Annotated in this window: 11 protein-coding genes; 5 read left to right on the forward strand and 6 right to left on the reverse strand. The window is 36.3% G+C overall.

What is annotated here, in order from left to right:
- The first annotated feature begins 73 nt into the window (after positions 1-73).
- The 5 genes from kdsA (at position 74) to OL225_RS07715 (ending at position 7,081) form a co-directional block, all read left to right on the forward strand.
- Entirely contained in the window at positions 74-883 is an 810-nt protein-coding gene (kdsA, locus tag OL225_RS07695; protein ID WP_264517835.1) for a 3-deoxy-8-phosphooctulonate synthase, read from the forward strand.
- Between the two features lie 43 nt (positions 884-926).
- On the forward strand, positions 927-3,164 hold the full coding sequence (locus OL225_RS07700) for a TonB-dependent receptor plug domain-containing protein (RefSeq protein ID WP_047374572.1): 2,238 nt from the start codon (positions 927-929) through the stop codon (positions 3,162-3,164).
- 180 nt (positions 3,165-3,344) lie between these two features.
- The gene (locus OL225_RS07705; protein WP_264517836.1) at positions 3,345-3,725 is read left to right on the forward strand and encodes an HYC_CC_PP family protein; all 381 of its coding nucleotides are present in this window, start codon (positions 3,345-3,347) and stop codon (positions 3,723-3,725) included.
- A 120-nt stretch (positions 3,726-3,845) separates the two neighbouring features.
- Positions 3,846-4,319 (forward strand): DUF3347 domain-containing protein, encoded by a 474-nt coding sequence (locus tag OL225_RS07710; protein ID WP_264517837.1) that lies wholly within the window; start codon positions 3,846-3,848, stop codon positions 4,317-4,319.
- Between the two features lie 89 nt (positions 4,320-4,408).
- Positions 4,409-7,081, forward strand: a complete 2,673-nt coding sequence (locus OL225_RS07715; protein WP_264517838.1) for a multicopper oxidase domain-containing protein — start codon at positions 4,409-4,411, stop codon at positions 7,079-7,081.
- A 407-nt stretch (positions 7,082-7,488) separates the two neighbouring features.
- On the opposite strand, the gene OL225_RS07720 is transcribed toward OL225_RS07715, so the two are convergent.
- The 6 genes from OL225_RS07720 to OL225_RS07745 form a co-directional block, all read right to left on the reverse strand.
- Positions 7,489-9,522, reverse strand: coding sequence for a S9 family peptidase (locus tag OL225_RS07720; RefSeq protein ID WP_264517839.1), 2,034 nt, complete (start codon positions 9,520-9,522; stop codon positions 7,489-7,491).
- A gap of 77 nt (positions 9,523-9,599) precedes the next feature.
- Positions 9,600-10,718, reverse strand: coding sequence for an FAD-dependent monooxygenase (locus tag OL225_RS07725; RefSeq protein ID WP_264517840.1), 1,119 nt, complete (start codon positions 10,716-10,718; stop codon positions 9,600-9,602).
- 14 nt (positions 10,719-10,732) lie between these two features.
- On the reverse strand, positions 10,733-11,233 hold the full coding sequence (locus OL225_RS07730) for a GNAT family N-acetyltransferase (RefSeq protein WP_047374583.1): 501 nt from the start codon (positions 11,231-11,233) through the stop codon (positions 10,733-10,735).
- 15 nt (positions 11,234-11,248) lie between these two features.
- Positions 11,249-11,857 (reverse strand): hypothetical protein, encoded by a 609-nt coding sequence (locus OL225_RS07735; protein ID WP_047374585.1) that lies wholly within the window; start codon positions 11,855-11,857, stop codon positions 11,249-11,251.
- A gap of 232 nt (positions 11,858-12,089) precedes the next feature.
- On the reverse strand, positions 12,090-12,956 hold the full coding sequence (locus tag OL225_RS07740) for an RNA polymerase sigma factor RpoD/SigA (protein ID WP_002979276.1): 867 nt from the start codon (positions 12,954-12,956) through the stop codon (positions 12,090-12,092).
- 495 nt (positions 12,957-13,451) lie between these two features.
- Positions 13,452-14,243 carry a S1/P1 nuclease gene (locus OL225_RS07745; RefSeq protein WP_264517841.1) on the reverse strand — a complete coding sequence of 264 codons (792 nt, stop codon included), beginning with the start codon at positions 14,241-14,243 and terminating at the stop codon, positions 13,452-13,454.
- Positions 14,244-14,482: the final 239 nt, after the last annotated feature.

Here is a 14,482-nt window from a genome sequence, read left to right on the forward strand (position 1 = left end):
TTAAAGCCTTCAAATAATTTCCAAGTCTGAAACTTTCTCAGTATTTTTACTGAACTTTTTAATTACAACAAAAATGATTCAGTATTTAGATAATATTTCGCACAAAGACTCAAAAAACTTTTTCCTTATTGCCGGACCTTGTATTATTGAAGGGGAAGATATGGCATTGAGAATTGCTGAAAAAGTAATCAGTATTACAGATAAATATAATATTCCTTATATTTTCAAAGGAAGCTTCAAAAAGGCCAACAGAAGCCGTGTAGACTCTTTCACAACCATTGGTGAAGAGAAATCTCTTGAAATCCTTAAAAAAGTAGGAGAGACGTTCAATATTCCTACAACAACAGATATTCATGAAAATGAACATGCAGCATTGGCGGCACAATATGTAGATGTTTTACAGATCCCCGCGTTCCTTGTACGTCAGACGGATTTATTGGTGGCAGCAGCACAAACAGGAAAATGTGTGACGTTGAAAAAAGGACAGTTCCTTTCACCGGAAGCGATGAAGTTTGCCGTTCAGAAAATTACAGATTCTAACAATCAGAAAGTAGCCATTATTGAAAGAGGAAATTCTTTCGGATATACAGACCTTATCGTGGATTACAGAGGAATTCCTACGATGAGAGAGTACGCTCCGGTTATTTTGGATGTTACTCACTCTCTGCAGCAGCCTAATCAAAGTTCAGGCGTTACAGGAGGAAGACCGGATCTTATAGAAACCGTTGCCAAAGCAGGAATTGCAGTAGGTGCAGATGGAATTTTTATAGAAACACACCCTACACCGGAAACCGCATTATCTGATGGTGCCAACATGTTAAGATTAGATTTATTAGAAGATTTGTTACAAAAACTAACAAGAATTAGAGAATCAATTTTGTAATTGTTAAAAAAACATTAATTTTAGAAATTCTAAAACATTTCTTTTGAAAAAACTAGTTTTACCGCTAAGCCTTATGGTCCCTATGCTGATTTTCTCCCAACAAAGAAAAAAGGATACAGCGACCACTAAAGTGACCGATATAGAGGAAGTTGTCTTCCAGAAAAAAACAACAGGAAGAACCAACGACCTTACCAATGTGAGAATTTCAGCAAAAGAAGCAAAATCTGTAGCTTCTATCAACGGTGGAATTGAAGGATTGCTTAAAACACTTCCTTCCGTAAACTCCAATACCGAGCTGTCTTCCCAATATATGGTTCGCGGTGGAAACTATGATGAAAACCTTATCTATATTAATGATATTGAGATTTACAGACCTTTCCTGATCAGAAACTCACAACAGGAAGGAATGAGTATCATCAATCCGGATATGGTTTCTACAGTGAATTTCTCTGCAGGAGGATTTGAAGCCAAATATGGTGATAAAATGTCTTCTGCTTTAAATATCTATTACCGTGAACCTGAAAAATTTGAAGTTTCAGGAGAAGCCAGTTTAATAGGAGGCAGACTGACTACAGGCCTGGCTTCAAAAAACAAGAAGTTTACGGCTTTATTTTCAGGTAGATACAGAAATACCAATCTTGTTCTTAATACATTAAAAGAAGATACTGACTTTAATCCAACGTACTGGGATTTCCAGTCTTATCTGAATTATCATGTCAGTGATAAATTCTCCATGTCATTCATCGGATATTATTCCAAGAATGATTATGAGATGATTCCTAAGGCAAAAAGTGTAACATTTGGAAGTCTTCAGCAGCCTATAACAGTAAATATAGGATACACAGGTAAAGAAAATGACCAGTATAAGAATATGATGGGTACATTTTCCATGAACTATAAGCCGACTGACAAATGGAAGCTTACTTTGGATGCTTTTGCCTATCAGAACAGGGAAAGAGAATATTATACAATATATTCAGGATACGAGCTTCAGACATTTGATCCTGTGACACAGCAGCCTGTTACCTCTTTTGATGTTGGTGGACAGATAGAACATGCAAGAAACGACTTATTTGTAAGAACATATGGAACTCAGTTCAGAGCTAAATTTTCTCCCAATGTGAATACTGACTTTGAAGTTGGATTTAAATATGAGAAAGAAAACCTAAAAGATCTTACTAATGAATGGAAATTGGTAGATTCTGCAGGATACAGTCTTCCAAGACCGGAAGTTATCGATCCGAGAACCGGAACTACAGGAGATCTTAAGCTTGCTTATTATATTGCCGGACAAAACAATATCGAACCTACAAGACTTTCAGCATACGCACAGTATTCACAGAAGTTCTACTGGGGAGCCAGTAAAGTATTTGTGAATGCGGGAGTACGTGTTGCCAACTGGAGTTTCAATAAAGAAACTATTTTCTCTCCAAGAGCACAGTTTGCTATAAAGCCTGATTGGGAAAGTGATATGTTGTTTAAAATTTCAGGGGGTATCTATTATCAGTCTCCCTTCTATAAAGAGATCAAAGATTTAGACGGTAATTTTAATTCTAACATAAAATCGCAGCGCTCTATCCAGGTCATTCTTGCCAATGATTATGAATTCCAGATGTATGACAGGCCATTTAAACTGACTACGGAACTTTATTATAAGAAAATGGATAACCTTATCCCGTATTATATGGATAATGTAAGAATCCGTTATTCAGGGCAGAATAATTCCAAAGGATATGCGTATGGTATTGATACAAGATTATTTGGTGAATTTGTACCTGGTGTAGATTCATGGTTATCTGCGAGTTATGCAAGAGTATATGAGAATATTGATGGAAGAGGAGATATTCCGAGACCTACAGATCAGAGGTTAAGGTTTGCGATGTTTTATCAGGACTATATGCCAAGTTTCCCGTCTATGCGTGTAAATCTTACTTTGGTATATGCTATGGGATTACCTACAGGAGCTCCGGTAATGTTCAACAGTAACGGACAGCCTGATTTTGGTTCAGCTTATAATTATCAGCAGACTCTTCCTGCCTATAAAAGAGTAGACTTAGGATTGACAAAGGTATTTATCGATCCGAAAGAAAAAAATAAAAGATCCGGTTTCTGGGGTAATTTTGAGGAACTGACATTAGGTGTTCAGGTTTTCAACGCATTCAACATCAACAATACTGTTGCTAACCAATGGATCACAGATTATAACAGCAATTATATGTATCCGGTTCCGGTACGTCTTACAGGACGTTTCTTTAATGTAAAACTGGAATTCAAACTATAAAATTGAAATGTAAGCAATGGCCTTCATGAAAATCTGCCTAATTTGCTTAATCTGTGAGAGAAAATAATAAAATAAAAAGCTTCTGAATTTTCAGAAGCTTTTTATTTTCCAGAATTTTATAACAACATTACCAAATTCTATAACAACGGTTTCAGAGATATTTTTACCTTTGTCTTACCAATGAAAAAGATTCTAGCCATAGTGTTTTCTATTTTCTACTTCGGGTTTTCTTCCGGAGCAGCTTTTAGCATTCATTATTGTATGAAAGAATTTGTTTCTGTAAGCCAGAAAGCAGATGACATCTGTGCAAAATGTGGTGTTAAGGAAAAAAAGGGATGCTGCAAAACGGAAATCAAAATAGTAAAAGTAGACGATTCTCAGAAATCTGATTATCTTAACGTTGATTTCTTAAGTGCGGTTTCAGATATTCCGGTGAAACATCAGTTTACTTTCATTGATAAATCTTTTTCTGCAACGAAGTTTACTCAAATTCAGATCAATGCACCGCCAGAATACCGGCCGGTACCTATTTATATCAATCATTGTAATTTTAGAATTTAGAATCTGTCAGTCGTTTCAGGTATAATACAACCTATACTGTTACGGGCGACATGTCCTGACGCATTTACTGATGCGTAACCCATTATTCTTTATTAAAAATTAATTCTAAAATTTAAAACAATGAAAAAATATATCATCACAGCAGCATTATCTTTATTTTCAATCGTTTCATTATCAGCACAATCTAAAAAAGATGCTCAGGTCTCTAAGCTGTATCAGAACTATATTGCTATCAAATCAGCTTTAGCTTCAGATGATGCTGACAAAACTTCAAAAGCTGCGGCAGAATTCATTAAAACAGCTTCTGCAATTGATTATAAAGTAGTTTCGGAAGGAAATCTTAATGTTCTCAGAAAAGACGCCTCTGTCATTTCTGAGGCGAGAAATGTTGCTGCACAAAGAGAGACCTTTTTAAATCTTTCGGACAATATGATTGCTCTGACCAAACAATTCAAACTTTCTGACAAACCAGTCTACGTTCAATATTGCCCGATGGCAGACGGAAGCTGGCTAAGCGATGAAAAACAGATTGCTAATCCATACTACGGAAAATCTATGCTTTCATGCAGAAGTGTAAAGTCGGAGATTAAATAATTTCCGTACTATTCTTTAAAATAATAAGTTGCATGGCTTGAATTATAATTAACTTTAAGCTGTGCAGCTTCTAAAAGGTTCGAAATATTATGAAAAAGCTGATAATGTTTCTGGTACTTTTGTTCTCTGTATTGAATTTCGCTCAAACTACAAAAAACGTTTATACTTGTCCGATGCATCCTGAAGTGGTGTCCTCTAAACCTGGAGACTGCCCGAAATGCGGAATGACCCTGGTGAAAAAGACTGCTGCCATAAAATCGGAAGCGAAATCTATAACTGAGACAAAGACAAAATCCTCGGAAACAAAAATAAATAAGGGTAAAATTGAAAAAATAGATCATAAAAATATAAATAATACTACTTATGCATGTCCGATGCATCCGGAAGTAGTTTCAGACAAGCCGGGAAAATGTCCGAAATGTGGGATGGAACTTGAGGAAAAAGAAGATCATTCCCATATAGCTACTGATAAACCGAAAGAGGAAGGTTCTGTTTTAAAAAGAAACTCTGAAAACGGAAGAATTACTTTTGGAGGAAAAACGGTTCGTTATGATCTCTATGTAAAAGATACCATTGTTAATTTTACAGGAAAAAACAGAAGGGCAATTGCAATTAATGGTAAACTTCAGGCTCCGACTCTATATTTTACGGAAGGAGACACTGCTGAGATCTATCTGCACAATATGCTTAAAGAAAATACAGGACTGCACTGGCATGGAGTAATTCTTCCTAATGAACATGACGGAGTACCATACCTTACAACAAAACCCGTAACGCCCGGAGAAACTCATTTATATAAATTCAGAATCTCTCAAAACGGGACGTACTGGTATCATTCTCATGAAGCGCTGCAGGAACAGATAGGTATGAATGGTATCCTGGTTTTCAAAAAAAGAGAAGGAGAACCCAAAACAGAATACAAGGCTGAGATTCCGGTATTGCTGGGAGATTGGAGTGATGACGATCCCATGCAGATTGCAAGAAGACTTCATATGGCCAATACAGACTGGTATGCTGTAAAGAAAAACGCTGTACAGAGTTACTGGGAAGCGATTAAATCCGGGAATCTGGGAACAAAAGCCCTGAATGAATGGAAAAGAATGGAAGCCATGGATGTAAGTGATGTCTATTATGATAAATTCTTAATTAATGGTACTCCAAGCTCAGAGTATTCTGGTCTGAAAGCTGGTGACAAAGTAAGACTGCGAGTCGCTAACGGTGGTTCATCTACCTATTTCTGGCTGAATTATGGCGGTGGAAAGATAAAAGTGGTTGGAAACGATGGTAATGATGTTGTTCCGGTAGAAGTTGACCGTCTGATTGTCGGAGTTTCTGAAACGTATGATATTGAAGTAACTATTCCAGAGAATAAAAGCTTTGAATTCAGGGCGACTTCCGAAGATAGAATAGGACATGCTTCACTTTGGCTGGGTTCAGGTGAAAAAATAGAAGCACCTAATCTTCCAAGACTGATGCTTTTTGAAGGAATGAAGATGATGAACGGCATGATGGAGATGAGCGGAAATATGAAACCGATGAATATGACGATGGGAAATCAGATGATGGATATGAACGAAGTGATGTATCCGGAATTATCTGAAAGCCAGAGAAAAACTACGGCAAAGCATATCAATGAAATGATGGGGATAAAAACCAAAGAAGATAAAAAAGAAGATCATTCTCAACATTCAGAAATGGAGATGAGGGAAGAAAAAACAATCAAGAGACTCTCTTATAATATTCTGAAATCTCCTGAAAAAACCATTCTTCCTGCGGACAGTATTCGTGAAATGAAATTTACGCTGGAAGGAAACATGAACCATTATCTGTGGACGCTTGATAACAAAACAGTGACAGAAACAGATAAAATAATGATCAAAAAAGGAGAAGTTCTTAGGATTAAACTCTATAATAATTCTATGATGCGCCATCCAATGCACCTTCACGGTCATGATTTCAGGCTGATCAATTCAAAAGGAGAATATTCTCCACTGAAAAATGTAGTGGATATCATGCCGATGGAAACGTTGACAATAGAATTTGCAGCCAACCAGGATGGGGACTGGTTTTTCCACTGTCATATTTTATATCATATGATGGCAGGAATGGGAAGAATCTTCAGTTATGAAAATTCAAAACCGAATCCACAGCTCCCGAACAGAAAACTGGCCTGGAAAAATTTTATACAAGATAATAAAATGACCAGTTCTATGGCAATGCTGGATGTTGCAAGCAATAAGATCCACGCAGAAACAATGACGATGTTTGGACCAAGATGGGCCAACCTGAATGAATTTCATTCCAACTGGAATTTTGATCATTTTGAAGGGAGTGCAAAAGTAGGTCGTTTTCTAGGGAAATTCCAGTGGGCATTGCCTTATGCAGGATTCAGAGTTCAGAAAAATCATGAGATCATGGAGAGACAGATGTCAGAAGATCTGGGAATGGACTTTCATGGTAAAAAGACCTGGTTTGGACAGCAGAAAGCTTCAAAAAACAGATTTGCATTAATAATAGGGATGCAGTATGTTCTACCCATGTTGATTACGGCTGATGCAAGTGTAGACCAAAACGGGAAAGTATTATTAGAACTTAGCCGTGAGGATATCCCACTTTCCAGAAGACTGAGAGGAAACTTTAGTGTCAATTCCGACGGTGAGTTTTCTACAGGACTCAGATATATTGTACAAAAATGGTTTTCCCTTTCCGGAAACTATGATAAAGAGATAGGTTGGGGTGCTGGTGTTACTTTCACTTATTAAAAAAGCTAAATTATATTAAAAAAGCTGTCTCATTGAGGCAGCTTTTTTTGGTTAGGTAAATGCTAGTATAGAGTTTTTTTTGTAAACGCAAAGAATAGGTAATTCTAATGCTTAATTTTAGATGGCAAAGAACTGCGACTTTGTCGCTGATGAAGCTTAAGTAATACATTCGCTTAGAAAGAATCAATGAAATTGATTCCGGCTTTGCTCCCTTAAAATATTACAGGTTAAAGATGGAACCTTTGCGTTTAAAAAAACACATAACCATTTTATTACAAAGTGTCTTTAAAAGCTTTCTAATTTTAAATATTTATTAGATAGTTATGGCTTGATGGAGCGCTGATTTTTTAAAAATAAAAGCCACCTTATTTTCATAAGATGGCTTTATATAATTTATATAAATGCTTTTATTTAGAAGCTCCTGCAGCTTTTTCAGTTTTTGCTGGTGTATAAGTCACTTTTGAAATATCAACGGTCATTTCTTTCAGACGTTTTGCTACATTTTCAGGCATTTCTTTCTGATATCTTCCCCCAATTACTTCTGCAAGGAATTTTTCGGTTTCAGCATACATCGCCATGCTGTTTACAGGTTTACGGAATCCATGGCCTTCATCATCAGCAAGAATATAGTTAACCTTTTTGCCTTTATCACGAAGCGCAATGACAATCTGATCTGCTTCAGCCTGTTTTACTCTTGGATCATTAGCTCCCTGAACAATCAGTAATGGCTTATTGATTTTATCTACACTGAATAAAGGGCTTGCTTCCTGCATGCGTTTTTTGCCTTCTTCAGTTTTGGGATCACCTACCATCCCATAAAGGAAAGCGCGTGCAGCCTCCCAATAAGCAGGAACTGAATCTAATAGAGTAAAGAGGTTACTTGGCCCTACGATATCTACACCTGCAGCATATACATCAGGAGTGAAAGCCAGGCCTGCAAGTGTTGCATATCCACCGTAGCTTCCTCCCATAATCACTACTTTATTTTTATCTGCAATTCCCTGATCAATAAGGTATTTTACGCCCCAGGTGATATCATCCTGCATTAGTTTTCCCCACTGAAGATCTCCGCCATTCTGGAATTTTTTACCATAACCGCCACTTGCTCTGAAGTTTGGTTGCAGTACAGCATATCCCCGGTTGGCTAAAAACTGTACTGTTGAATTGTATCCCCAATAATCCCTCGGACCTTTTGGTCCTCCATGAACCAATACAACTACAGGAACATTTTTGCCGGATGAACCTACGGGTAATGTCAGATAAGCCGGAATTTCAAGGCCGTCACTGCTTTTATAGCTGATAGGAGTCATAGCTGCCAGATACTTTTCAACTTTTTTTAATTCTGTTCTTGGAGTATACTGAAATAGCAGCTGTTTTGTCTTGGCATCGAAGAAGTAAGCTTCTGAAGCATATTTATCACCTCCCACAGCAACTAAAAATTTAGAATAGTCGTTGGTTGAACTTGAAAAATTAACTTCTCTTCCAGGGAATTTACTTTGCAGAAATTTATAGTTTGCCTCCCAGGTTTTGTCTTTCCAGTAATACTCTGTTTTATCTCCGGTATAAGAGGTATAAATCATCTTTCTGGTATTTCTGTCCAGGAACAATCCTCCGAAATCCACTTTATCTTTAGGATCGCTTTCTATTTTTGTAATCTGTTTGGTTTTCGGGTCCATCAGGAATAAGGTAGATTTGTCAAGATTTCCTTTGTTGGTTACCAGATAGAATTTAGAATTATCTTCGTTCCAGTTTGAGATATAGGCGCTTTCTGTTACTAAAGTCTCATAAATAGGAGTGAGTTTATCTCCTTCTTTATAAAAAAACTGGGTAGTTCCCTTATCATCTGTTTTGGACAGAACTCTTAATTTTTCATCCCAGTCAAATTCATAGCTTGTGATACGGTCTGTATTCTCGTAAATCTTTTTCAGTTCGCCTGTAGAAATTTTCAATGAATATAAATCATGCCATGCCTTATCACGATTGTTCAGGCCAATCATCAATAGATCAGGATCTTTTCTGCTTACCATGTAGATCTGGGCAGTTACATCTTTAAGAGGTGTTATATTCCTTGATTCCGGAACTCCGGTGGTTACTTTTGCCATGGGATCAACGGCGAAAATATTCATGTTTTCATCACCATTACCATCTTTTACATAAAGAATATACTTTCCGTCTTCTGACCAGAAATATCCATTCATTGGGCGCTTGCTGTCTGTTAGGGGGCGTGCTTTTTCAAAAGGTTCATCAATTTTTTTTACCCAGATATTCATGATGCCTCCATATTCTTTCGTAAAGGAAATCCATTTCCCATCCGGACTCAATTGTCCTCCGGAAATTTCCGGGTTACCAAAGAATAAACCTCTGTCCAGTACCGGGACGTCCTGTGCTCGTGCTGTATGAACTCCTATGAGCAGGAGCAATACATAAAAGATTTTTTTCATGTTGTTAATTTTTAGTTGTTATTAATAAAATCGAATATAATTTTTTAAATTTTATCTTTTTCTTACGATTGCAGTCTCTACATTTCCAGTTCAATTATCTTTTTAGCCATTTTCTGATTAATGCTTTCAGGAATCAGTCCCATTAGAAAATTACGGAGCGAATTTCCCTTTTCCCATTGAGAAACCTTTCCGATATTGCGGCTTGTATTAACAATATAATCTACTTTTTTCCTTCTGATATTTTGGAATTTTTCAAAAATGATATTGAAATCCTGATGCTCATCCAGTAATTTTCCAATGATATAAGCATCTTCAATGGCCTGGCAGGCACCTTGTCCCATATTGGGAGTTGTAGCGTGTGCGGAATCTCCAATCAGACAAAGATTTTCAGAGTACCATTGAGGAATAGGAGCGAGGTCGGAAATGATATTACAAATAATATTTTCATTCGCTGTAGCTTCAATAAGTTGTAAAACTAATGGAGCAAAATCCTTAAAGATCTCTGCAATTTCAAGATGTCTTTCAAAACTTTTTTCATTGATACAGGCGTACCAGTACACTTTTTTATCAGAAATTTTTACAAATCCAAAACGTTTTCCTTTTCCCCACATCTCAAAAGCTTCCTGATGATGTCTTTCCGGCAGATCAAAATCTACCAGACCACGCCAGCATTTCTGCCCGGAGTTCCTTATGGTTCCGGTTTTCAGGATCTGGTTTCGGACAGGAGATTTTATGCCGTCTGCTCCAAAAATGATTTTACTTTCAATCTTATTTCCGTTTTCAAAGTCTAAAATATAGTTTTCCTCTTTTCTTATTTTTTGTAATGAATGGTTCAGTATTATGGAATCAGAATTTAAATTTTCAGCTAGGATTTTCTGAAGATCCGCCCGGTGAATGGCAACATTACAGGAGTTGTACTTAGTTTCCAGCTCCAGAATTTCTGTTTTTGAAATAAGCTGTAAGGATTCGTTAGCGATAACAATTCTGTGAATTTTATTACCTGCATTTTCAATCTTTTCTTTTAAACCCAATCGGTCAAAAACCTGCATTGCATTTATGGCCATCATAATTCCAGCTCCCACAGGTTTTATTTCGGGAGCAGATTCATAGATCGAAAAATCATACTGGTGCTGTTTCAGTACATTTCCGAGGGTAAGTCCCCCGATTCCGGCTCCGATGATTGAAATGGTGTTCATAGATATTATTCAACTTATAATGTTAAAATATAGCTTTCCGATACCTTTTTAAAACCGTACTTACTAAAAAAATTGTGAGCGCCATGATTATTGACTCCGCTTTCCAGAAGAATAAAGCTGATATTCCAGTTTTTAGATTCATGAATAGCCTTTTCCAGAAGAGTACTTCCAAGGGATTGGCCTCTCACAGACTGATCCAGAAGCATGTCTTCCAGAATCGCATACTTTTTAAAAGGGCTGTTGATCACGTTGAAAACCATCATGCCGACAATTTCCCCATCTTCATTTTCTGTAATTAAAATATTCAGCTTGGAACTGCCGTCAGAATTAAAATCTGTAATCAGTTGTTCTGTCAGAATCACTTCAAGATCAGGATTCCAGTGGTGTGAATCTATAGCTCTGCCGGACATCATTTCGCCATGAGAAATATAAGAATCTGTTTTATGAGTAATAAAAAAGTCTACGAGTTCTTTTACGCGGCTTTTATCGGTAAGCCATTGGGTAGTATATTTCATGAGGTGTAATGGTGTTTATTTTAATTTTTTCAATTCCTCCAGAAGTTGATTCTGCTTATTGATGAATTGATTGAGATTGTCTGTTTTCAGAGGATGAGCGTTTTGATATTTTTCAATCTCAGGAAGGGTCTTTCTGATTTTAAATACAATATATTGATCATAAAGCACTGCTTTATTTGCCTTTATTTTACCGATGAGGTCTCTGATAGCTTGCGTTTTTACATCATATCTTGCAGAGCTTGCCTTTATTTCTTCTTCAATCTGTTTTTTAGTAATGGAATCGGTTAAAGAGCCAGATAATGTAGTAGCATCATTATAGTATGTTTCTGATTTACCAATAATATCTGTATATTCTGAAAGCACTGTTTCAGCTTCCTTTTGAATATTTTCTATTCTGTTGTCTAGTTCCTGTAAGGATTTATCATTTTTTATAAGCTCCTCATAGATTTCATGAACAAGATTTCCGCTACGTGAGGAGTATCTGGTATTTTTCTTAATAGATTCTGAAACTGAAGATTCAGCATTATCAACTGCATTTTCTACCACAGGAGCTTGCCGTAATTTATTTTCTCTGCAGGAAAGTATGGATAAAGCCAGGGTAGAGGCGAAGAGTATTTTTTTCATAATCTGTTTTATTTTGGTGTATTATCAACATCATATCCCAACAACTAAAATTAGTCAATTAGATTTTATCGCAAATGAATAGAGGATATGATTTTAATTAGTTGAACAAACGGTGAAAAATGTTACAAAATTCTACAGATTGAATGTAATTGATCCTATTTGTTGCCTTTGGAGTAAATAAAAAAACGGAGCCTGAAAACAGACTCCGCCTATAAAATTTTTTACGCTAAAATTATTTACCCAGGTAAGATTTAAGGATCTTACTTCTGGTATTGTGTTTTAGTCTCTTAATTGCTTTTTCTTTGATCTGACGAACTCTCTCTCTTGTAAGATCGAAAGTCTCACCAATTTCCTCTAAAGTCATTGGGTGTTTTCCGTTCAGTCCGAAGTATAGTCTTACTAAGTCAGCCTCTCTTGGCGTCAAAGTATTCAATGCTCTTTCAATCTCAATTTGCAGAGATTCAAGCATCAGATCTTTATCAGGACTTGGAGATTCTCCAGAACGTAATACATCATAAAGATTAGAATCTTCACCTTCTACTAAAGGTGCATCCATAGACAGGTGTCTTCCGGAGTTTTTCATAGATTCTTTGATATCTTCTTCGCTCATGTCAAGAACTTCAGCCAATTCTTCCGGAGAAGGTGGTCTTTCATTTTCCTGCTCAAGGTGAGCGTATGCTTTATTGATTTTGTTGATGGAACCAATTTTATTCAACGGAAGTCTTACAATTCTTGACTGCTCAGCCAAAGCCTGTAAAATTGATTGACGGATCCACCATACTGCATAAGAGATAAATTTGAAACCTCTAGTTTCATCGTACCTTTTTGCCGCTTTCATTAATCCTAAGTTACCTTCATTGATCAAATCGGGTAAAGAAAGACCTTGATTTTGGTATTGCTTAGATACAGAAACTACGAAACGAAGGTTGGCTTTGATTAATTTCTCCAGTGCGGCTCTGTCGCCAGCACGTATTCTTTGTGCCAATTCTACTTCTTCGTCCGCAGTGATCAGTTCCACTTTACCAATTTCCTGCAAATACTTGTCTAATGAAGCAGTTTCCCTGTTGGTAACCTGCTTAGTGATTTTTAATTGTCTCATTTATTTTATCCTCAAAAAAGAGTTACTATAATATATACGTATGAAAAGGTAGAAAGGTTACACAAGGTGCAGTATTTTTTGTGGAATGTTTAATGTATAATATGTTAATGTCTTTTCTGTATTGTGTAATTTGTTGAAAAACAATATGTTGGTTTTATTTTTGGTAAAGTGTTTTTTTGTATAATGTAAAAAAGTAAAATGTATGAATGTGTTTTCAATAGTATTTTAGTTTTTTTGATAATGAGTGTTTTGTATTTTATTTCGTTTAAAATTAAAGTACACTATTAAATAGCAAAAAATTAATCAAAGCAATCCTTTGTACAGATTATTGTTTCTTAGCTTTCCCTAAACCCTAAACCCTAAACCCTAAACCCTAAACCCTAAACCCTAAACCCTAAACAAAAAAAACGAAACCGAAGTCCCGTTTTTATATCTAAGAGTACTGTTTTAGGTTATATTGAGTTACCTCTCAAACCCGTAACTCGCAACCCGTATTTAGAAAAACTCATTTAATACTTTCGCAAGTCTCAATCCTCCGTATAGAAGTTGCCTTTCCATCGTTTCATTGAATTTATATTGGTAATCGTAAGATAATTTAGAATCGTTAGGAGTCTGTGCATAGATCTTGTTGGCAATTTTATGAGAATCATATAACCAGTCTTCCAGTGTCCCGGATTGTATCTGTGCTACTTCTTCTTTAGATTTGATATCTAAAAGCTTAGAATATTCTGTGTAACTGTATTTTTGAGAATCTACCAATTTTCCGTCCCAAACAGAGTGTAAATTAGTTTTTTCCCCGAAATAAGTAACATTGATTTTGTTTCCACCTAAATCTTCCGCTCTTCCTACGTGAAGAGGCTGTGCAAGATCTCCCATAATATGGATAAGGAAAATTAAAGCAATTTTTCTGTCTTTTTCAGAAGTGTTTTTGTCTTTGATCTGGCTAGACAAGGTGTTTACCTGAGTGTAAAGGCTTGGTCCTGCCTGTGCTTTTAAATTTTGTTCAAAAGCTTTAAAATCAGTCATTGGATCGATGTTTACATAATGCCATGATGAAGCCTGCTTCCATGCGCCTGTGGTATCAGATTTGATAAAATCCGGCCAGTTGGCCCAGTAAGCCAGACGCTCTTTTCCCATGATCTTTTTAATCTCTCTTCTTGCTTTGCGGGAAAGGTGGTTTTGTGCAATGTCTGCAATAACCCTGTGTCCCGTTAATCCCCACGCATAAGAATAAAGTGAAGAGGCCATGAATGCTAAAATCAGAATTTTAGAATAAATACTTTTCATTTTAAATAACAATTTTCAGTCTGCAAAGATACGGCCCGCTTTCGGAATGAGCATGCATTATCCTGAATTTATTCCATAAGATGATGTTAATAAAATTTAATCTAAATAAAATCCCTATTTATGTTACGTTTGCAAACTTATATTTTTCAGAAGTAATTAACGAGAAGCAGGGGAGCGTAGAATTGAGAATAACAGGACGTGAGATCCTTTATATAAAAAAGGAAGCCCAAAAAACTTAA

Source organism: Chryseobacterium viscerum (assembly GCF_025949665.1).
GTDB lineage: Bacteria > Bacteroidota > Bacteroidia > Flavobacteriales > Weeksellaceae > Chryseobacterium > Chryseobacterium viscerum_A.

Excerpts from the sequence above, each read along its gene's own strand:
- OL225_RS07725 (WP_264517840.1), bottom strand. The coding sequence starts at position 10,718 with ATGAACACCATTTCAATCATCGGAGCCGGAATCGGGGGACTTACCCTC.
- OL225_RS07735 (WP_047374585.1), bottom strand. The coding sequence starts at position 11,857 with ATGAAAAAAATACTCTTCGCCTCTACCCTGGCTTTATCCATACTTTCC.
- OL225_RS07740 (WP_002979276.1), bottom strand. The coding sequence starts at position 12,956 with ATGAGACAATTAAAAATCACTAAGCAGGTTACCAACAGGGAAACTGCT.
- kdsA (WP_264517835.1), top strand. The coding sequence starts at position 74 with ATGATTCAGTATTTAGATAATATTTCGCACAAAGACTCAAAAAACTTT.
- OL225_RS07705 (WP_264517836.1), top strand. The coding sequence starts at position 3,345 with ATGAAAAAGATTCTAGCCATAGTGTTTTCTATTTTCTACTTCGGGTTT.
- OL225_RS07710 (WP_264517837.1), top strand. The coding sequence starts at position 3,846 with ATGAAAAAATATATCATCACAGCAGCATTATCTTTATTTTCAATCGTT.
- OL225_RS07730 (WP_047374583.1), bottom strand. The coding sequence starts at position 11,233 with ATGAAATATACTACCCAATGGCTTACCGATAAAAGCCGCGTAAAAGAA.
- OL225_RS07745 (WP_264517841.1), bottom strand. The coding sequence starts at position 14,243 with ATGAAAAGTATTTATTCTAAAATTCTGATTTTAGCATTCATGGCCTCT.
- OL225_RS07720 (WP_264517839.1), bottom strand. The coding sequence starts at position 9,522 with ATGAAAAAAATCTTTTATGTATTGCTCCTGCTCATAGGAGTTCATACA.
- OL225_RS07715 (WP_264517838.1), top strand. The coding sequence starts at position 4,409 with ATGAAAAAGCTGATAATGTTTCTGGTACTTTTGTTCTCTGTATTGAAT.